Source organism: Anoxybacteroides tepidamans (assembly GCF_014201465.1).
Taxonomy (GTDB): Bacteria; Bacillota; Bacilli; order Bacillales; family Anoxybacillaceae; genus Anoxybacteroides; species Anoxybacteroides tepidamans.
In genome coordinates this window covers 63,783-81,946 of the sequence record NZ_JACHEP010000008.1, presented here as the reverse complement: position 1 = coordinate 81,946, position 18,164 = coordinate 63,783, and the positions used below count along the sequence as shown (strand labels likewise).

The window sequence follows — 18,164 nt, the reverse complement described above, 5'->3', positions numbered from 1 at the left end:
TTATGAAATGGTCAGAAATTAGCATTCATACGACACATGAAGCGGTCGAGGCGATTTCAAATATTTTGCATGAAGCAGGAGCCGGCGGGGTTGTGATTGAAGATCCGTTCGATCTAACGAAAGAGCGCGACACGTCGTTCGGTGAGATTTATGAACTGAATCCGGAAGACTATCCGGAAGAAGGGGTTATCATTAAAGCGTATTTGCCTGTCAACAGCTTTTTAGGTGAAACGGTGGAAGAGATCAAACAAGCGATTAATAATTTAATGCTTTATAATATTGATGTCGGACGAAATAAAATTACGATTAGCGAAGTAAATGAAGAAGAGTGGGCAACAGCGTGGAAAAAATATTATAACCCAGTGAAAATCTCAGAAAAATTTACGATTGTGCCGACGTGGGAGACGTACGAACCGGTTTCGAGCGATGAGCTGATCATCGAATTAGACCCAGGTATGGCCTTTGGAACGGGAACGCATCCGACGACGGTTATGTGCATTCAGGCGCTGGAAAAATGCGTGCAGCAAGGCGATGTCGTTATTGACGTCGGAACTGGCTCAGGCATTTTAAGCATTGCCGCAGCGATGCTTGGCGCCAAATCTGTTCAGGCGCTTGATTTAGATCAAGTCGCGGTGGATAGCGCAAAGCTCAACGTCAAGCTCAATAAAGTTCAACACGTTGTGACCGTTTCGCAAAATAATTTACTCGATCGTATCGAAACAAAAGCAAATGTCATTGTCGCCAATATTTTAGCGGAAATTATTTTGCGCTTTGTGGACGATGCATACCGGCTTTTGGAGCCTAATGGCTATTTTATTACATCAGGAATCATCCAAGCGAAAAAACAAGAAGTGAAAGATGGCCTCACAAAAGCAGGGTTTGTCATTGAAGAAACGCTTGTCATGGAAGATTGGGTTTCATTCATCGCAAGAAAAGCATGAAAAGAAGGTGTCGCTTTGCAACGGTATTTTGTGTTGAAGGACCAAATCAAAAACAACGAGCAAATCGTCATTTCCGGTGACGACTATCATCATATCGTCCGCGTCATGCGGATGAATGAAGGCGACGAAGTGATTTGCAGCAACGGAAATGGCTTGGCGGCTTTGTGCGAAATTGAACAAATTACCAATGAGAGCGTCATCGTCCGTGTTATAGAATCGAAAGAAGAGCGAACAGAATTGCCGGTGCATATTTACATTGCTCACGGGCTGCCAAAAGGTGATAAATTTGAGCTTGTCATTCAAAAAGGGACAGAGCTTGGCGCTTTCTCGTTTATCCCGTTTCTCGCAGCTCGTTCTGTTGTGAAATGGGAAGCGAAAAAAGCGGAAAAAAAGCTCGAACGGTGGCAAAAAATCGCGAAAGAAGCGGCGGAACAAGCGCATCGTTCATGCGTTCCCTATGTGCATGCGCCGATGACGCTTCGTGAACTAGTGAAATTCGCACAAACGTTTGATTACCGTCTTGTGGCGTATGAGGAAGAGGCTAGGAACGGTGAGGGAGCCGTACTCCGAACGGTGCTGCGCCAAATGAAGCCGGGGCAGTCACTTGTCGTGTTGTTCGGACCAGAAGGCGGTTTTTCAGAACAAGAGATCGATTTGCTTCGCGACCACGGCTTCTTATCATGCGGCCTCGGTCCGCGCATTTTGCGAACGGAAACTGCTCCGCTTTATTTGTTGGCAGCGGCGTCGTATGAATGGGAATTAAAGTGAGGTGAGAACAATGCCAACAGTGGCATTTCATACATTAGGGTGTAAAGTCAACCATTACGAAACTGAAGCGATTTGGCAACTCTTTAAACAGGCGGGATACGAACGGAAAGAGTTTGAAAACCATGCGGACGTATACGTCATTAATACGTGTACGGTCACGAATACAGGGGATAAAAAAAGTCGCCAAGTCATTCGCCGGGCGATTCGGCAAAATCCTGATGCGGTCGTTTGTGTGACTGGCTGTTATGCGCAAACTTCTCCGGCCGAGGTCATGGCCATTCCCGGCGTTGATATTGTCATCGGTACGCAAGATCGCGCTAAAATTCTGGAGTACATTGATCGTTTTAAACGGGAACGTGAGCCGATTAACGGCGTAAGTAACATTATGAAGGCGCGCGTATACGAAGAATTGGACGTTCCAGCGTTTACCGATCGGACGCGCGCGTCGTTAAAAATTCAAGAAGGCTGCAACAATTTTTGCACGTTTTGTATTATTCCGTGGGCGCGCGGCCTGATGCGTTCGCGCGATCCGAAAGAAGTCATTCGCCAAGCGCAGCAGCTTGTTGATGCCGGTTACAAAGAAATCGTATTGACAGGCATTCATACCGGCGGTTACGGGGAAGATATGAAAGACTATAATTTCGCGGCGTTGCTTCGCGATATTGATGAACAAGTTGTTGGTTTGAAGCGGCTCCGCATTTCATCGATTGAAGCGAGCCAAATTACCGATGAAGTGATTGACGTATTAAAACGGTCCGATAAAATCGTCCGCCATTTGCACATTCCGTTGCAATCTGGATCAAACACCGTACTAAAGCGGATGCGCCGTAAATATACGGTTGAATTTTTTGCGGAACGTTTGGCGCGATTGCGTGAAGTATTTCCAGAACTAGCAGTCACTTCTGATGTCATTGTCGGATTTCCAGGCGAAACGGAAGAAGAATTTATGGAAACGTTCAACTTCATTCACGAGCAACGTTTTTCTGAGCTTCATGTGTTCCCGTATTCAAAACGAACAGGCACGCCAGCCGCAAGAATGCCGGACCAAATCGATGAAGATGTGAAAAATGAGCGCGTTCATCGTTTAATTGCGCTTTCTGACCAGCTTGCGAAAGAATATGCGTCACAATTCGAAGGGCAAGTGCTTGAAGTGATTCCGGAAGAGCGATATAAAGAAGATCCGGAAAGCGGCTTATATGTTGGATATACCGACAACTATTTAAAAGTGAAATTCGCGGCCACCGAAGAGATGATCGGACAACTTGTCAAAGTGAAAATTACAAAGGCCGGCTACCCATACAACGAAGGTGAATTTGTCCGTGTCGTGTCTGATAATGTGGTTGAAAAACTGAAATTAAGTTCGTAACCCAGCGTTTGGCTGGGTTTTTTGTTTGCGGAGAAATTTTTCGGGGAAACTAGTTTTTGAAAATGAAAAGTGGTATGATGATAGAGGTCAGACCTCTTTATAAACTCAGAAAGGAGATCGATTATGGCAAACGATATCGCAAAAATGATTGACCATACGCTATTGAAAGCGAATACAACAAAAGCGCAAATCGTTCAACTATGCGAAGAAGCGAAACAGTACGGATTTGCGTCTGTTTGTGTCAACCCGACATGGGTGGCGACGGCAGCCGAGTTGTTAAAAGGAACAGAGGTGAAAGTATGCACAGTAATCGGCTTTCCGCTCGGGGCAAATACGCCGGAAACGAAAGCGTTTGAAACGAAAGATGCGATTGAAAAAGGGGCAACCGAAGTCGACATGGTTATCAATATCGGTGCATTAAAAGACGGCAACGACGAACTAGTCGAGCGCGACATTCTTGCTGTAGTCGAAGCAGCGCAAGGAAAAGCGCTCGTTAAAGTCATTATCGAAACGTGCTTGCTGACAGAAGAAGAAAAAGTGCGCGCTTGCCGCTTAGCGGTGCGAGCAGGTGCCGATTATGTGAAAACGTCCACTGGGTTTTCAACAGGCGGTGCAACGGTTGAAGACGTCGCGTTAATGCGGCAAACCGTTGGCCGAGATATCGGTGTCAAAGCGTCCGGCGGTGTTCGCGATCTTCAAGGGGCAGAAGCGATGATCGAAGCAGGGGCGACGCGCATCGGCACAAGCTCTGGAGTGGCGATCGTACAAGGAAAAACGGCTACGACCGATTATTAATTCCGTGTACAAGGTAAATCCACCATTCAATCCAGCGGGTAAACGGCAAAGCGGCAATCGAACAAATCACGTTAAATAAGACGCTTGCATGGGCTAGCTGAACATCAGATTTAGAAGCGAACATGCTGACAACATCAGCGAACGGATGAATCAAAAAATAAAAAATCCCTACGCCGGCAATATTCAGCCATAAATGAGTATAAGCTGTCAGTTTCGCCTCTGTACCCGCACCGATGCTCGCCAAAAGCGCGGTGACGCACGTCCCGATATTGGCGCCGAGCAGGATGGCGATGCCAGCTGGCAACGTGAGCAGTCGCTCATCAAGGAATCCCATCGCGATGCCAATCGTGGCTGCACTCGATTGGATAAGCGCTGTTAACACCGTTCCGACGAGAACGCCGAATGCGTACGAACGGTTTGTTTGTTGCAGCCATTCATGGATAAGTGGCTCGGAAGAAAGCGGTTTGGCAAGCTCGCTGAATCCTTCCATTGCAAAAAACAAACAAGCAAGTCCAACGAGCGTCATTCCGATGCCGGATCCGATGCGGTGGCGAACGAAAAAGACGAGCAGCGCTCCGGCTAATAGCATTGGGATGATGCTTGTTCCTAAATCAAGCGTAATGAGCTCGGTTGTAATCGTCGAACCGATGTTGCTGCCTAAAATAATCCCGATCGATTGCTGGAACGTTAAATAGCCGGTTGCAACCAATCCGACGGTGAGCACCATTATCGCCGAACTGCTTTGCAATAGCGCGGTTGCGATCGCTCCAGTCAAAAAGCTTTGAACAGGCGTTTTCGTGAAGTGCAGCACCCATCGTTTTAACCGATGGCCGGAAAGTACATAAAGACCTGATTTCATCATGAACATACCAAGCAGAAACATGCCGATATGAACCATAAACAAAACGAATAAGCGTCCCATCACTGTCACCTCTTTCTCCATCATTATATGGACAAGAAAGGGAACCGATGACAGCTTTTTTAGTTGACCTCTCATAGGGGATGTATTATAATTGACAAGTACATGTTTAGTCACACAAATGCAAGTGTTGTTGTTCGGAGGGAGGGAAGTAGGATGTCAAAAACAATCGTTCGCAAAAACGAATCGCTTGAAGATGCTCTTCGTCGCTTCAAACGTGCTGTTTCAAAAACAGGTACGTTGCAAGAAGCTAGAAAGCGTGAATTCTATGAAAAGCCAAGCGTAAGACGCAAGAAAAAGTCTGAAGCGGCTAGAAAGCGCAAGCATTAAAAGAGGGTGTATTTATGGGTCTTCTTGAACGTTTAAACGATGATATGAAGCAAGCGATGAAAAACAAAGAAAAGGAAAAACTCTCCGTCATTCGAATGGTTAAAGCGGCGTTGCAAAACGAAGCGATTAAACTTGGCAAACCATTATCTGAAGACGAAGAGCTAACCGTACTTTCTCGCGAATTAAAACAGCGTAAAGACTCCCTCCAAGAATTCGAAAACGCTGGTCGTTCAGACCTTGTCGACAAAACAAAAGAAGAAATTCACATACTTCAACTATATATGCCAAAGCAGCTAAGTGAAGAAGAGCTAGCAGAAATCGTGAAACAAACGATTGCGGAAGTCGGTGCTTCTTCGAAAGCCGATATGGGCAAAGTAATGGGAGCAATCATGCCAAAAGTAAAAGGCAAAGCGGATGGCTCTCTCGTCAACAAACTTGTGCAGCAATATTTAGCATAAAAAGACCGTTTCGCGTAAAGCGAAGCGGTCTTTTTTTGTGCCAAAGTGCTATCCCCCTTTTTTTTCTCATATGTATGAGATGAAAGGGGGTTCATTGTTTATGGTGAAAAAATGGCGACAGCAAGTAAGAAGCTGGTTGATGAATCAATTGGAACTGCCGGCTGATATTGTGATGGACCTTCCTCGAATTACAATGATTGGACATATACATATTTATATTGAAAACCACCGCGGGTTGTTGACGTTTAGCGATAAAGAACTGCGCTTGCTATTAAAGCAAGGCCAGCTGCTCGTTCGCGGCGAGCAATTTGTCATTAAAACGATTTTGCCAGAAGAAATTTTGTTGGAAGGGAAAATTCATCAAGTCATTTATTTGGATAATGATTGAGGGGGGAAGATAATGAAGAACAAGTGGCTCAATTTTTTATCAGGAAGTGTCAAAGTCAAAGTACAAGGAAGAGGAGTGGAGCGATTTATTAATGCGTGTCTACGAAATGGCATTTTCGTTTGGAACGTGAAAAAACATGGCGAAGATGTCGCGACTTTTTTCATTCTTTTGAAAGATGTCTCCCGCATGCGCGTTGTTGTTCGAAAAAGCGGATGCAAAATTTTTTTTATCGGAAAAAGCGGACTGCCTTTTTTAGTGAGAAAGACGGTGGCAAATAGCGGATTTTTTATCGGCATTTGTTTATTTTTAACTGTTGTCTTTTTGCTTTCTAACATGGTGTGGAACGTTCGCATTCAAGGGGCCAAACCGGAAACAGAATACCGCATTTTAAAAGAATTAAAACAAATGGGAGTTGAAAAAGGGGCGTTTCAATTTCTTCTTGATCCTCCTGAAACGATTCAAAAAAAGCTGACGGATCGCATTGAAACGATTACATGGGTCGGTGTTGAATTAAAAGGAACGGCATTTTATTTTCAAGTGGTTGAAAAAAAGCAACCGAAGGAGTCGGAAGCAGTCAACGTCCGTCATTTAGTCGCGAAAAAGAAAGCGGTCATTACAGACATGTTTGTCGAAGAAGGACAACCGCTCGTTTCCGTTCATGACCATGTGACAAAAGGACAAATTTTAGTGTCCGGTATTATTGGGAAAGAAGGGCAAACGAAATTTGTACCTGCAAGAGGGAAAATTTTTGGCGAAACATGGTACAAGTCTACCGTTATCTTGCCGCTTGACGCTATCTTTTATGTATTGACCGGAAAATATATGGAGAAGCATTATATCAAAATAAAATCGCTTTCTATCCCTGTCTGGGGTTTTCAAAAAGTGCCGTTTGCGCACTATGAAACCGAGCGGCGAAAACAAGCATTGCGCTTTTGGAAGTGGGAGTTGCCGCTTTTTTATGAACGGGTTATTTATCGGGAAACAGAAGAAGTGAAGCGGAGCTATTCATGGAACGAGGCATTTCAAAAAGCGAAAGAAATCGGAAAAGAGGAGCTAGAGGCAAAGCTTGAAGAGGATGCCTCCATTAAAGGCGAAAAGGTTTTGCATGCAGCGAAAGAGAATGGTAAAGTAAGAGTAGAAATTTATTACGAAGTCGTTGAAAATATTGCGATACCACAACCTATTGTTCAAGGAGACTGAGGGATGTCAGAAGAGTTTGTAACGATCAGCCAACAAGTAGAAAATGCAAATGAAGCGATTGCACTTTTTGGCATTCATGATGCTCATTTAAAGCGGATCGAGCAGGAATTGTCTGTTTCGATTGTAACGCGCGGAGGGGTCGTCAACGTCTCCGGAAGCCATGAAAACGTTCAGATCGTTGACGACGTATTGCGTCATTTATTAATTGTTATTCGTAAAGGCATTGTGATTAGCGAGCGGGATGTTATGTATGCGATTCAAATGGCGAAAAACGGAACGCTCGAATATTTAACCGAACTATACGAAGAAGAAATTACAAAAAACACGAAAGGAAAACCGATTCGCGTCAAAACGCTCGGACAGCGCCAATATGTCACTGCCATTAAAAAGCACGATCTTGTGTTCGGCATCGGTCCGGCTGGGACAGGAAAGACGTATTTGGCGGTTGTCATGGCGGTTCAGGCGCTGAAAAACGGTCATGTAAAGCGCATCATTTTAACGCGTCCAGCGGTGGAAGCCGGTGAGAATTTAGGTTTTTTACCGGGGGATTTAAAAGAAAAAGTTGATCCGTATTTACGACCGCTTTATGACGCACTTCACGATATATTAGGAGCCGATCATACGCAGCGCCTCATTGAGCGCGGAACGATCGAAATTGCTCCGCTTGCTTATATGCGTGGCCGCACGCTGGAAGACGCGTTCGTCATTTTGGATGAGGCACAAAATACGACACCTTCACAAATGAAAATGTTTTTAACACGGCTTGGCTTCGGCTCGAAAATGGTTATTACTGGAGATATTTCGCAAGTCGATTTGCCAAAAGGTGTTCCATCTGGACTAGCGGTAGCGAAAGACATTTTAGCGCTTGTCAGTGGCATTTCATTTGTGTTTCTCGAACAGTCCGATGTCGTCCGCCATCCGCTTGTCGGGAAAATTATTGAAGCATATGATCAAGCTGGTATATAATAGAAATATAAGGCCCATCTTGTACATGGGTCTATTTTTGTCCATAACAAAAGAAAAGGTGAAGCATAAATGGTACTGCATATTGATTGGATCGATGAAACAGGTGAAATAACAGAAAAGCAAATAGCATTGCTCGAAAATTTATTGAACTATGCCGCGGAAATCGAGCAAGTTCCTGATGGCGCAGAAGTAAGCATATCGTTTGTCGATAACGAGCAAATTCGCCTTATTAATCGTGACTATCGCGGAAAGGACCAGCCGACAGATGTCATCTCGTTTGCGCTAGAAGAGCTGGGAGAAGGAGAAGTAGAAATTATTGGAGTAAATATGCCGCTTGTATTGGGGGATATTGTCATTTCTGTTCCGAAAGCAAAAGAACAAGCGGAAGAGTACGGTCATTCGTTTATGCGCGAGCTTGGCTTTTTGGCTGTGCACGGATTTTTACATTTATTAGGGTATGACCATGAAACGGAAGAAGAAGAGAAAGAAATGTTTTCGAAACAAGAACAAATTCTTGAAAAATATGGGTTAAAGCGGTAAACGATGAAGAAGCGAAACGAACGATGGAAACGTTTTCTTTACGCGTGGTCAGGGATTGTAACAGCTGCGAAAGAAGAAACGCATATGAAAATTCATTTAACCTTTGCTGCCGTGGCGATGGTGTTCGCTTTTGTTTTCCACATTTCCATACAAGAATGGCTTGTGCTGTTGTTGACGATCGGAGTGGTCATTAGTTTAGAAATGGTCAATACGGCGATTGAACGCGTTGTCGATTTAGTGACAAAAGACGTTCATCCGCTCGCAAAAGCGGCGAAAGATATCGCCGCTGGAGCGGTTTTTGTGGCAGCGGTCATGGCGGTAGCGGTAGGCCTTATCATCTTTTGGCCATACGTCATCCGATAAGAAAATAAGAAAATTCTAATTTTTCTGTTATATTTCTGTGAATAGAGATGAAATTTTTCTCAATTTCTTGTAAAATAAAAAAGAGGGGTTTTACCTCTGAAGAAAGGAAGAGCACCATTGAATATGACAGAGTTGGTGGAAGAAGCAAAAAAAGCAAGGGAATATGCTTACGTACCTTATTCCAAATTTAAAGTAGGCGCCGCTTTATTAACGAAAGATGGGAAAGTATATCGCGGTTGCAATATTGAAAATGCGGCTTACAGCCTGTGCAACTGCGCAGAGCGCACAGCTTTGTTTAAAGCGTACTCAGAAGGGGATAGGGAGTACGCGGCGTTAGCGGTGATCGCTGACACTTCTCGTCCCGTTCCACCTTGTGGAGCATGCCGTCAAGTGATTGTCGAATTATGTCCACCGGATATGAAAGTCATTTTAGCCAATGTAAAAGGAGACACAATGGAACTTACAGTAAAAGAACTATTACCAGGAGCATTTTCAGCGGAGGATTTGCATGAGTAGAGAAGGATATAAATCGGGATTTGTTTCCATTATTGGTAGACCAAACGTTGGAAAATCGACGTTTTTAAATCGTGTCATTGGACAAAAAATTGCGATTATGAGCGATAAACCGCAAACGACGCGCAATAAAATTCAAGGCGTCTATACGACAGATGATGCGCAAATTATTTTCATCGATACGCCGGGAATCCATAAGCCAAAGCATAAACTGGGCGATTTTATGATGAAAGTGGCGCAAAACGCCTTAAAAGAAGTTGATTTAATTTTGTTTATGATCAACGCCGAGGAAGGATTCGGCCGCGGAGATGCTTTCATTATTGAGCGCCTGAAAGAAGTGAGCACGCCGGTATTTTTAGTCGTGAATAAAATCGATCAAGTGCACCCGGATGAACTGTTGCCGCTCATTGATCATTATAAATCGCTCTATCCGTTTGCTGAAATTGTGCCGATTTCAGCCTTGCAAGGGAACAACGTTGAAACATTAATCGAGCAAATTAAAAAATATTTGCCGGAAGGCCCGCAGTATTATCCTGCTGATCAAGTGACCGACCATCCGGAACGATTCATTATGGCAGAGCTTATTCGGGAAAAAGCGCTTCATTTAACGCGGGAAGAAGTTCCTCACTCGATTGCGGTTGTCATCGATACGATCGAGCGCCGCGAAGATAGCCATACCGTTTATGTGGGAGCGACGATTATCGTCGAGCGCGATTCGCAAAAAGGAATTATTATCGGAAAACAAGGGAGAATGCTAAAAGAGATCGGCCAGCGCGCCCGCACGGATATCGAATCGTTGCTTGGTTCGAAAGTGTTTTTAGAATTGTGGGTCAAAGTACAAAAAGACTGGCGGAACAAATTGTCGCAGTTGCGTGATTTCGGGTTTAGAGAGGATGAATATTAACAAATTTTATGCAACATAAATGATTTATAGGGAAGCCAACCTATAAATAACTCATACAACATGTTATTGCAGTTTGCAAACAACATGGAAAGATCCTGCAGGCGGAAAGGTGTGGTTCGATGCTAGAGTTTACGTGGAAGCTGTTTAGCCAAACGGGTAATATTAACACGTATCTCCTTTTTAAAGAGCTTGAAAGGGAGCACCAACCGAATGGCGATGAACAAGAGAAAGAGCTAACGGAGATGGACCAGCCGATTTTGTAAGCTGCTTTTTCCAGCTTGGTGGTGATCATATTGTTTGAAAAATGCGAGGCAATCGTGCTTCGAGCGATTGACTACGGAGAAACGAATAAAATCGTCACATTATTGACAAGGGAATGGGGAAAGGTGGCTGTGATGGCTCGCGGAGCAAAAAAGCCAAGCAGTCGCCTTTCTTCTGTCACCCAATTGTTTACATACGGCCATTATTTAATTCAAAAAAGCCGCGGGGTAGGGAGCCTGCATCAAGGAGAAGTGATCGATTCGCTGCGCGCTATTCGCGAAAATATTTTCGCAACCGCCTATGCGTCGTATATTGTCGAGCTAACGGATAAAATTACAGAAGAGCAGCGGCCAAATCCGTATTTGTTCGAGTTACTTTTGCAAACATTAAAGTATATGAACGACGGGCTCGATTTAGAAATTCTTACATACATTTATGAGATGAAAATGCTAAACGTTATGGGTTTGTACCCTTCGTTAGATCGTTGTGCCGTTTGCAAGCTGTCAGAAGGGAAATTTTCTTTTTCCGTGAAAGAAGGAGGATTTCTTTGCCATCGCTGCGAATCGAAAGATCCTCACCGCCTGCTGCTTTCTCCTGCAGCAGTGAAACTGTTGCGTCTCTTTTATTATTTTGATGTATCAAGGCTGGGGAAAATTTCTGTCAAAGAAGAAACGAAAAAAGAATTGCACCACGCCATTTCCGCCTACTATGATGAATACTCTGGGCTTTCGTTAAAGACGAAACGGTTTTTAGCGCAAATTGAACAACTAAAAAAGCATTTGCAATGAACAAGGGTGACCAAAAGCAGCGGACATTCCATGTTCACATTTGTTTTCTTTTTTTGAATTTTCGTGATTTCATCTTTGCAAAACTATTGATTAAGTTATAATATTTTCGTGTAAGTTATGACCTTTTTAGTCTTTGTGTAAGGTGGTGAATGACAATCGAACTGAATAAACGCCAAGAACAAATTTTGCAAATCGTCAAAGACCATGGTCCGATTACAGGGGAAAGCATTGCTGAAAAGCTGAACTTAACAAGAGCAACGTTACGTCCTGATTTGGCGATTTTAACGATGGCCGGCTATTTGGAAGCGAGACCGAGAGTCGGCTATTTTTATACAGGGAAAACAGGCACTCAGCTTCTCGCTGACCGGATGAAAAAACTAAAAGTGTGCGATCATCAATCGATTCCGGTGGTCGTCAATGAAAACGTCAGCGTATATGATGCGATCGTCGCCATGTTTTTAGAAGATGTCGGGACGCTGTTTGTTGTCGATGAAGAATCGTTATTAGTCGGCGTTCTGTCGCGGAAAGATTTGTTGCGGGCAAGCATCGGCAAACAAGATTTAACATCGATTCCTGTGAATATTATTATGACGAGAATGCCGAATATTACCGTTTGTTATAAAGATGATTTATTAATTGACGTCGCTGAGCGATTAATCGAAAAACAAATTGATGCGATGCCGGTCGTGAAAAAGACGGATAAAGGATACGAAGTGATCGGAAGAATTACAAAGACGAACATCACAAAAGCGTTCGTTGCGCTAGCAAAAGATGACTTGCTTTGAGGGGGATTGAGAATGCAGCGTGTTGTATACGTGGTTTCTGATTCGGGAGGAGAGACCGCTGAACTAGTTGTGAAAGCGGCCGCGAGCCAATTTAATAGTTCGATCATTCAATTGAAGCGCGTACCGTATGTCGAGGACACATCGACGTTAAAAGAAGTTGTGGCGCTGGCGAAAATGAATAATGCGATTATTGCTTTTACGCTTGTCGTACCGCAAATGCGCCAGTTTTTGATCGAAGAGGCTGAGCGTGAAGGAGTAGAGGTGTATGACATCATCGGCCCGCTCATTGAAAAAATGCGGGATTTGTTTGACATGACGCCGCGCTATGAACCTGGACAAGTCCGCGTGTTAGATGAAGATTATTTCAAGAAAATTGAAGCGATTGAATTCGCAGTCAAATATGATGATGGCCGCGACCCTCGCGGCATTTTGCGCGCGGATATTGTGCTCATTGGCGTATCGCGCACGTCAAAGACACCGCTTTCTCAATATTTGGCGCATAAACGGCTCAAAGTCGCAAACGTCCCGATTGTACCAGAGGTCGAGCCGCCGGAAGAACTGTTTAAAGTATCTCCGGATAAATGTTTCGGGTTAAAAATCAGTCCGGAAAAATTGAATTCGATTCGCCGTGAACGCCTAAAAGCGCTCGGATTGGACGATAAAGCGATCTATGCCAATATGGAGCGGATTAAAGAGGAACTCGACTATTTTGACGAAGTCATAAAAAAAATCGGTTGCGACGTCATTGATGTTACCAACAAAGCGGTCGAGGAAACGGCGAATATTATCATGAAAAAGAGAAAGTTGTAAATATCATAGATGTTCGCTAGCGAAACGAGCTAAACCGAAACGTTTAGCTCGTTTCGCTCTGTGTTAGAGAAAACGTGAGACGCAATCATTCATTGCTTTAAGTACATTCATGGGATGGTAGAATGTACTTTTTATTTTTTTATGGCATATTCTCAACATTTGTATTATAATAAAAAATCGTGATAAAAATACGTTTAGAGTGTATATAGAACGAGTAAACTATTTGTAGTTTATTGTCAAGAAGAAACCTATCGACAAAATTCGGTCTCACCATTAGGAGGAGAAGCAGGATTTTTGAGAATCGTGTAGAATGTAAAAAGCATGAAGGACGACGTTTGACTGTTTTTGTCGATGCGGATGCTTGTCCTGTAAAACATGAAATTTTTTTTCTTGCTCGTCAATATAATATAGAGAGCGTTTTTGTATCTTCATATAGCCATTTTTCGCACGATGAAGTGATGAAATGGGTATATGTAGATGCGGAAAAAGAAGCGGTTGATTTGTATATTGTCAATCACGCGCGAAAAGGTGATGTTGTTGTGACGCAAGATATCGGATTGGCGAGCATGTTAGTAAACCGAGAGATTTATGTTGTTTCTCCGCGCGGGAAAGTATATACGGAAGAAGAAATGGGGCATCGTCTCTATGTCCGTTATCTTCAAGCGAAGCAGCGCAGGCAAGGTATATACGCCAAAAGAATGAAGCGCTTTTCCGCTGAAGAACGGCAGGCGTTTCAAAAAAGTTTTGAAAAAATTTTGTCGAAACTCGCAGGAAATTAGATATGGGCCGAGAATAATAATTACGGAGTTGTTCGTATGGGATACCGTATTCCCGAAGAAACGATTGAAGAAATCCGCCGGGCGGTCGATATTGTTGATGTCATTAGCGACTATGTCCAACTTAAAAAACAAGGCCGCAACTATTTTGGACTATGCCCGTTCCATGGAGAGAAAACACCGTCGTTTTCCGTTTCTCCTGAAAAGCAAATTTTCCACTGTTTTGGCTGTGGGGCGGGTGGAAACGTCTTTTCGTTTCTGATGGACATCGAAGGTCTTTCGTTTATCGATGCGGCCGAACGGTTGGCGGCGAGAGCGCATATTGATTTGTCGCATTTGCTTCTTCATGACCAACGAAAAAGACAGGCAGAAACAAGCGATGCTAAAAAAATGATCGAAGCGCATGAACTTTTAAAGAAATTTTACCATCATTTGCTCATAAATACAAAAGAGGGGCAGGAAGCGCTCGATTATTTACATGCGCGTGGCATGACCCGCGAAATGATGGAACAATTTGAAATCGGTTATTCCCCCTCTTCATGGGATTTTGCGGTGAAGTTTTTAAAAGGCCGCGGTTTCTCGCTTGAGTTAATGGAAAAAGCAGGGCTCGTCATTCGAAAAGAAAACGGTGAATATTTTGACCGTTTCCGCAATCGGATTATGTTTCCGATTCATAACCATCACGGGGAAACGGTTGCGTTTTCTGGACGTATTGTCGGTGAGGGGCAGCCAAAATATTTGAACAGTCCAGAAACGTTGATTTTTCATAAAGGAAAAATTTTATACCACTTTCATCAGGCGCGGTTGCACATTCGAAAGCATCAGCAAGCGGTTTTATTTGAAGGATTTGCAGACGTCATTTCGGCGGTGAGTGCAGGGGTGACGAATGCGGTCGCAACGATGGGGACCGCATTAACGGATGAACAAGCGCGCATTCTTCGGCGCAACGTCGAATCGATCGTCATTTGCTATGACGGGGATGCAGCTGGAGTGGAAGCGACGGTACGTGCGGCCGAGCTGTTGTCACAAGCTGGGTGCCATGTGAAAATTGCAACAATTCCTGATGGGTTTGATCCGGATGAATATATTCGAAAGTATGGTTCAGAGCGATTTCAACGCAACGTGATTGAAGCGAGCAGTTCGTTCATGGCATTTAAAATGGCGTATTTGCGTAGAGGAAAAAATTTACAAAATGAAAGCGACCAAATTCGCTACATTGAAGAAGTGTTGCGAGAAATTAGCCGGCTTCCTAACCCGATTGAATGGGATTATTATTTGCGGCAGCTTGCGAACGAGTTTTCTCTTTCCTTATCCGCCTTGCAACAACAGCTAGAGCGCTATAAAAAAACGCAAGAGGCGACTCGTTCGAACAGCGAGCGGGCAGCAGTGCGCCAACCGCTGCAAAAAAAGCTGCTTCCGGCGTTTCATAACGCGGAACGGATGCTGCTTGCTCATATGATTCGAAACCGCAATGTCGCTTTAACCGTCCAGCAAGCGATTCAAGGGGAATTTAATATTGAAGAGCACCGGGCGATCGCTGCTTATATCTATGCTTTTTATGAGGAAGGAAATGAACCGGATGTCAGCGCGTTGCTTGCCCGTATGCCTAATGAGTTAAAACCGCTTGTTACCGAGCTATCGATGATGCTCATTAACGAAAATCTTTCTTCGCGAGAGTTGAACGATTATATGAAACATGTGTTGAATTACCCGAAATGGTTAATGCTAAAGGAAAAAGAACAGGAAAAAATGGAAGCAGAGCGCCAAAAAGACTTTTTAAAAGCTGCACGTATTGCGAAAGAAATTATTGAAATGAAAAAAATGTTATCCACTTCATGATGTGATTTGAAAGTTTTAGAAGGAAGGTGACGTGATGGCTGAAAAATCAGCTCGTTCAAAACAAGTCGACTCTGATGTAACATTAGAGCAAGTGAAAGAACAGTTACTCGAACTAGGCAAAAAGCGTGGCGTTTTAACGTATGAAGAAATTGCCGAACGGTTATCGAGCTTTGATCTCGATTCCGATCAAATGGATGAATATTATGAATATTTAACAGAACAAGGCGTTGATGTCATCAGCGAATCCGACTTAGATGACGATCCGGATTTAGATGACCTTGTGAAAGAAGAAGAATTTGATTTAAACGATTTAACAGTGCCGCCTGGCGTGAAAATTAACGATCCGGTGCGCATGTATTTAAAAGAAATTGGGCGCGTCCCGCTTCTATCGGCAGAAGAAGAGATTGAGTTAGCGAAACGAATTGAGCAAGGGGACGAAGAAGCGAAACGACGCTTGACGGAAGCAAACTTGCGCCTTGTCGTCAGCATCGCCAAGCGCTATGTCGGACGCGGCATGCTGTTTCTTGACTTAATCCAAGAAGGAAATATGGGCTTAATTAAAGCTGTTGAAAAATTTGACTATCGTAAAGGATATAAATTTAGTACGTATGCGACATGGTGGATTCGTCAAGCGATTACGCGTGCTATTGCGGACCAAGCGCGGACGATCCGCATCCCAGTCCATATGGTCGAAACGATCAATAAGCTGATTCGTGTCCAACGACAACTTCTGCAAGACCTTGGACGCGAGCCGTCTCCAGAAGAAATCGCCGAAGAGATGGATTTAACGCCTGAAAAGGTGCGCGAAATTTTAAAAATTGCCCAAGAGCCGGTGTCGCTTGAAACGCCAATCGGCGAAGAAGATGACTCGCATTTAGGGGATTTTATCGAAGACCAAGATGCGACTTCCCCTTCGGAACATGCGGCGTATGAATTGTTAAAAGAACAGCTTGAAGACGTGCTGGATACGTTGACAGATCGCGAAGAGAACGTGCTTCGTCTCCGCTTCGGATTAGATGACGGACGTACGCGTACGCTCGAAGAAGTTGGAAAGGTATTTGGCGTCACAAGAGAGCGCATTCGTCAAATTGAAGCAAAAGCGCTTCGAAAATTGCGTCATCCAAGCCGCAGCAAACGGCTAAAAGACTTTTTAGAGTAAAACGGCGTATGTCAGTTTTCAACCGGATTGAACGGGAATGAAACAGCTTGTGAAAAAAAGAGAAACCGTCTCTTTTCTCGCAAGCTCGTTCCCTCAAGGTTGAGAACGAATAGTTTACTTCTATTCGGTAAGAAGTAAACTATTTTTATTTTCAAATCAGGAAAGGGCGGTCAGCATGAATGAAAAACGACGCGAAATCATCGTGCGAGAAATTGAATATTGGAAGCGCTCTCGCCTTCTTCCTGAACAATATTGCGACTATTTGCTAGCCCTTTATACGGAAGGAGAAGGCAGCCATTCATATTTCCGCTCAGCTCGTTTCAATTGGATGAAATGGATCCGCCTTTTCTTTATCTTGTTAATTTGTCTATTGCTGCCAGCAACTGTTCTTGTCATTTATTTTACTGAATTGTCATTCGTTTTGCAAATGCTCCTTTTATCACTTTTTGTCATTGTTTGTTTGATGGGAGTGTGGATGTGGAGAAAAGCAGCATTAGTGCATCTGCCACTCGTTAGTGGGGCGTTTCTCCTATTTCTTGCATCAATTCGAATAAGTGATTACTATTTTCCGCAAATGACAGCCGTTTCTGCGTTTATGATTTTACTGAATTGTTTGTTATGGATTGCGGTCGGCGTGCGATTTCGCTTTTTGTATTTGACGATTTCCGGATTTTTCGGCATTTTACTGCTAGGCGTGTCTTTCTTTTTCTAGATCTCGTACTTTTTCGACGATTTTCAAGGAGATTGTAGATTAGGGCTTTTCCTTCTTCGTGATTTACAGTAAAATAAAATTGTTTGTAGCGGTTACATTTTTAGGAGTGCATACATAAGGGGAGGTAAATACGATGAATCGAAATCCATTGATCCCGTTTGTACTCATTATGGTATTTGGGATCGGTCTTACAATTGCTTTTTCATTCAAAGGGCTTGGCGATGCGAAAGAGCTTGCGGACGAAAAAAAAGGCGGCACAAAAACAGAACAAACAGCTGCTGCCAATCCAGAAGAGTTTTATAAACAAACATGTATCGCCTGTCACGGCGCCAACTATGAAGGCGGCGTTGGTCCATCGCTAAAAGGTGTTGGCCAAAGACTTTCTGTTGACCAAATTAAGGACGTTCTTCAAAACGGTCGTGGCAATATGCCTGCCGGTCTTGTTCCGGCTGAAAAAGCGGATGAAATGGCAAAATGGCTTTCAGAATTGAAATAATAGACGAAGTCCCTTTACCTTAGGTGAAGGGATTTTTTGTTTATGGTACAATGAGCGAAGAAATTATGTAGCAGCGAAAGGAAGATA

The 18,164-nt window shown here is 43.7% G+C and carries 23 protein-coding genes; 22 read left to right on the top strand and 1 reads right to left on the bottom strand.

Going from position 1 to position 18,164, the window contains the following annotated elements; translation table 11 throughout:
* The first annotated feature begins 2 nt into the window (after positions 1-2).
* From prmA to deoC, 4 genes are all read left to right on the top strand, one after another.
* Positions 3-941: a 50S ribosomal protein L11 methyltransferase gene (gene prmA, locus HNQ34_RS09070; RefSeq protein ID WP_183253772.1), complete on the top strand. Its 939-nt coding sequence runs from the start codon at positions 3-5 to the stop codon at positions 939-941.
* 15 nt (positions 942-956) lie between these two features.
* On the top strand, positions 957-1,709 hold the full coding sequence (locus HNQ34_RS09065; protein WP_183253770.1) for a 16S rRNA (uracil(1498)-N(3))-methyltransferase: 753 nt from the start codon (positions 957-959) through the stop codon (positions 1,707-1,709).
* Positions 1,710-1,719: 10 nt separating this feature from the next.
* Positions 1,720-3,075 carry a tRNA (N(6)-L-threonylcarbamoyladenosine(37)-C(2))-methylthiotransferase MtaB gene (gene mtaB, locus HNQ34_RS09060; protein WP_183253767.1) on the top strand — a complete coding sequence of 452 codons (1,356 nt, stop codon included), beginning with the start codon at positions 1,720-1,722 and terminating at the stop codon, positions 3,073-3,075.
* Between the two features lie 123 nt (positions 3,076-3,198).
* The gene (gene deoC / locus HNQ34_RS09055) at positions 3,199-3,870 is read left to right on the top strand and encodes a deoxyribose-phosphate aldolase (RefSeq protein WP_183253766.1); all 672 of its coding nucleotides are present in this window, start codon (positions 3,199-3,201) and stop codon (positions 3,868-3,870) included.
* Here deoC and HNQ34_RS09050 read toward each other — a convergent pair.
* Positions 3,854-4,792: a Na/Pi symporter gene (locus HNQ34_RS09050; protein WP_183253764.1), complete on the bottom strand. Its 939-nt coding sequence runs from the start codon at positions 4,790-4,792 to the stop codon at positions 3,854-3,856. The two genes, deoC and HNQ34_RS09050, sit on opposite strands and share 17 nt — an antisense overlap.
* Before the next feature lie 153 nt (positions 4,793-4,945).
* On the opposite strand from HNQ34_RS09050, the gene rpsU reads away from it, so the two are divergent.
* The 18 genes from rpsU to cccA all read left to right on the top strand — a co-directional run bounded on the left by rpsU (position 4,946) and on the right by cccA (position 18,077).
* Positions 4,946-5,119, top strand: coding sequence for a 30S ribosomal protein S21 (rpsU, locus tag HNQ34_RS09045; protein WP_027407847.1), 174 nt, complete (start codon positions 4,946-4,948; stop codon positions 5,117-5,119).
* Positions 5,120-5,133: 14 nt separating this feature from the next.
* Positions 5,134-5,577, top strand: coding sequence for a GatB/YqeY domain-containing protein (locus tag HNQ34_RS09040; RefSeq protein ID WP_183253763.1), 444 nt, complete (start codon positions 5,134-5,136; stop codon positions 5,575-5,577).
* A gap of 100 nt (positions 5,578-5,677) precedes the next feature.
* Positions 5,678-5,965: a sporulation protein YqfC gene (gene yqfC, locus HNQ34_RS09035; RefSeq protein ID WP_183253761.1), complete on the top strand. Its 288-nt coding sequence runs from the start codon at positions 5,678-5,680 to the stop codon at positions 5,963-5,965.
* 12 nt (positions 5,966-5,977) lie between these two features.
* On the top strand, positions 5,978-7,165 hold the full coding sequence (gene yqfD, locus HNQ34_RS09030) for a sporulation protein YqfD (protein ID WP_183253759.1): 1,188 nt from the start codon (positions 5,978-5,980) through the stop codon (positions 7,163-7,165).
* Positions 7,166-7,168: 3 nt separating this feature from the next.
* A complete protein-coding gene (locus tag HNQ34_RS09025; RefSeq protein ID WP_183253757.1) occupies positions 7,169-8,131 on the top strand; it encodes a PhoH family protein in 963 nt (320 codons plus the stop codon).
* A gap of 69 nt (positions 8,132-8,200) precedes the next feature.
* Positions 8,201-8,671: an rRNA maturation RNase YbeY gene (ybeY, locus tag HNQ34_RS09020; RefSeq protein WP_183253755.1), complete on the top strand. Its 471-nt coding sequence runs from the start codon at positions 8,201-8,203 to the stop codon at positions 8,669-8,671.
* A 3-nt stretch (positions 8,672-8,674) separates the two neighbouring features.
* Complete coding sequence (locus HNQ34_RS09015; protein WP_183253753.1) at positions 8,675-9,034, top strand: diacylglycerol kinase family protein; 360 nt, start codon at positions 8,675-8,677, stop codon at positions 9,032-9,034.
* 123 nt (positions 9,035-9,157) lie between these two features.
* The gene (locus HNQ34_RS09010) at positions 9,158-9,550 is read left to right on the top strand and encodes a cytidine deaminase (RefSeq protein ID WP_409978364.1); all 393 of its coding nucleotides are present in this window, start codon (positions 9,158-9,160) and stop codon (positions 9,548-9,550) included.
* Positions 9,543-10,451, top strand: coding sequence for a GTPase Era (gene era / locus HNQ34_RS09005; protein ID WP_183253750.1), 909 nt, complete (start codon positions 9,543-9,545; stop codon positions 10,449-10,451). The genes HNQ34_RS09010 and era overlap by 8 nt, the downstream gene beginning before the upstream one ends.
* 119 nt (positions 10,452-10,570) lie before the next feature.
* The gene (locus HNQ34_RS09000) at positions 10,571-10,714 is read left to right on the top strand and encodes a YqzL family protein (protein ID WP_183253748.1); all 144 of its coding nucleotides are present in this window, start codon (positions 10,571-10,573) and stop codon (positions 10,712-10,714) included.
* A gap of 30 nt (positions 10,715-10,744) precedes the next feature.
* Positions 10,745-11,500 (top strand): DNA repair protein RecO, encoded by a 756-nt coding sequence (recO, locus tag HNQ34_RS08995; RefSeq protein WP_183253746.1) that lies wholly within the window; start codon positions 10,745-10,747, stop codon positions 11,498-11,500.
* Positions 11,501-11,649: 149 nt separating this feature from the next.
* Positions 11,650-12,285 (top strand): helix-turn-helix transcriptional regulator, encoded by a 636-nt coding sequence (locus tag HNQ34_RS08990; RefSeq protein WP_183253744.1) that lies wholly within the window; start codon positions 11,650-11,652, stop codon positions 12,283-12,285.
* A 12-nt stretch (positions 12,286-12,297) separates the two neighbouring features.
* Positions 12,298-13,095, top strand: coding sequence for a pyruvate, water dikinase regulatory protein (locus tag HNQ34_RS08985; protein ID WP_183253743.1), 798 nt, complete (start codon positions 12,298-12,300; stop codon positions 13,093-13,095).
* 335 nt (positions 13,096-13,430) lie between these two features.
* Positions 13,431-13,874: a YaiI/YqxD family protein gene (locus tag HNQ34_RS08980; protein WP_183253741.1), complete on the top strand. Its 444-nt coding sequence runs from the start codon at positions 13,431-13,433 to the stop codon at positions 13,872-13,874.
* Between the two features lie 36 nt (positions 13,875-13,910).
* The gene (gene dnaG, locus HNQ34_RS08975; RefSeq protein ID WP_183253739.1) at positions 13,911-15,710 is read left to right on the top strand and encodes a DNA primase; all 1,800 of its coding nucleotides are present in this window, start codon (positions 13,911-13,913) and stop codon (positions 15,708-15,710) included.
* A gap of 34 nt (positions 15,711-15,744) precedes the next feature.
* Positions 15,745-16,869, top strand: coding sequence for an RNA polymerase sigma factor RpoD (gene rpoD / locus HNQ34_RS08970; protein ID WP_183253738.1), 1,125 nt, complete (start codon positions 15,745-15,747; stop codon positions 16,867-16,869).
* A 175-nt stretch (positions 16,870-17,044) separates the two neighbouring features.
* Positions 17,045-17,581, top strand: a complete 537-nt coding sequence (locus tag HNQ34_RS08965) for a hypothetical protein (protein WP_183253736.1) — start codon at positions 17,045-17,047, stop codon at positions 17,579-17,581.
* 133 nt (positions 17,582-17,714) lie between these two features.
* On the top strand, positions 17,715-18,077 hold the full coding sequence (gene cccA, locus HNQ34_RS08960; protein WP_183253734.1) for a cytochrome c550: 363 nt from the start codon (positions 17,715-17,717) through the stop codon (positions 18,075-18,077).
* Positions 18,078-18,164 lie beyond the last annotated feature (87 nt).

What these genes read in the sequence shown, in the direction of transcription:
- yqfC (WP_183253761.1), top strand. Translation starts at nt 5,678, where the DNA reads ATGGTGAAAAAATGGCGACAGCAAGTAAGAAGCTGGTTGATGAATCAA.
- HNQ34_RS09010 (WP_409978364.1), top strand. Translation starts at nt 9,158, where the DNA reads ATGACAGAGTTGGTGGAAGAAGCAAAAAAAGCAAGGGAATATGCTTAC.
- rpsU (WP_027407847.1), top strand. Translation starts at nt 4,946, where the DNA reads ATGTCAAAAACAATCGTTCGCAAAAACGAATCGCTTGAAGATGCTCTT.
- HNQ34_RS08990 (WP_183253744.1), top strand. Translation starts at nt 11,650, where the DNA reads ATGACAATCGAACTGAATAAACGCCAAGAACAAATTTTGCAAATCGTC.
- era (WP_183253750.1), top strand. Translation starts at nt 9,543, where the DNA reads ATGAGTAGAGAAGGATATAAATCGGGATTTGTTTCCATTATTGGTAGA.
- HNQ34_RS08985 (WP_183253743.1), top strand. Translation starts at nt 12,298, where the DNA reads ATGCAGCGTGTTGTATACGTGGTTTCTGATTCGGGAGGAGAGACCGCT.
- ybeY (WP_183253755.1), top strand. Translation starts at nt 8,201, where the DNA reads ATGGTACTGCATATTGATTGGATCGATGAAACAGGTGAAATAACAGAA.
- yqfD (WP_183253759.1), top strand. Translation starts at nt 5,978, where the DNA reads ATGAAGAACAAGTGGCTCAATTTTTTATCAGGAAGTGTCAAAGTCAAA.
- cccA (WP_183253734.1), top strand. Translation starts at nt 17,715, where the DNA reads ATGAATCGAAATCCATTGATCCCGTTTGTACTCATTATGGTATTTGGG.
- HNQ34_RS09050 (WP_183253764.1), bottom strand. Translation starts at nt 4,792, where the DNA reads ATGGGACGCTTATTCGTTTTGTTTATGGTTCATATCGGCATGTTTCTG.
- dnaG (WP_183253739.1), top strand. Translation starts at nt 13,911, where the DNA reads ATGGGATACCGTATTCCCGAAGAAACGATTGAAGAAATCCGCCGGGCG.
- prmA (WP_183253772.1), top strand. Translation starts at nt 3, where the DNA reads ATGAAATGGTCAGAAATTAGCATTCATACGACACATGAAGCGGTCGAG.
- mtaB (WP_183253767.1), top strand. Translation starts at nt 1,720, where the DNA reads ATGCCAACAGTGGCATTTCATACATTAGGGTGTAAAGTCAACCATTAC.
- deoC (WP_183253766.1), top strand. Translation starts at nt 3,199, where the DNA reads ATGGCAAACGATATCGCAAAAATGATTGACCATACGCTATTGAAAGCG.
- HNQ34_RS09040 (WP_183253763.1), top strand. Translation starts at nt 5,134, where the DNA reads ATGGGTCTTCTTGAACGTTTAAACGATGATATGAAGCAAGCGATGAAA.
- HNQ34_RS09025 (WP_183253757.1), top strand. Translation starts at nt 7,169, where the DNA reads ATGTCAGAAGAGTTTGTAACGATCAGCCAACAAGTAGAAAATGCAAAT.
- HNQ34_RS09015 (WP_183253753.1), top strand. Translation starts at nt 8,675, where the DNA reads ATGAAGAAGCGAAACGAACGATGGAAACGTTTTCTTTACGCGTGGTCA.
- HNQ34_RS09000 (WP_183253748.1), top strand. Translation starts at nt 10,571, where the DNA reads ATGCTAGAGTTTACGTGGAAGCTGTTTAGCCAAACGGGTAATATTAAC.
- rpoD (WP_183253738.1), top strand. Translation starts at nt 15,745, where the DNA reads ATGGCTGAAAAATCAGCTCGTTCAAAACAAGTCGACTCTGATGTAACA.
- HNQ34_RS08965 (WP_183253736.1), top strand. Translation starts at nt 17,045, where the DNA reads ATGAATGAAAAACGACGCGAAATCATCGTGCGAGAAATTGAATATTGG.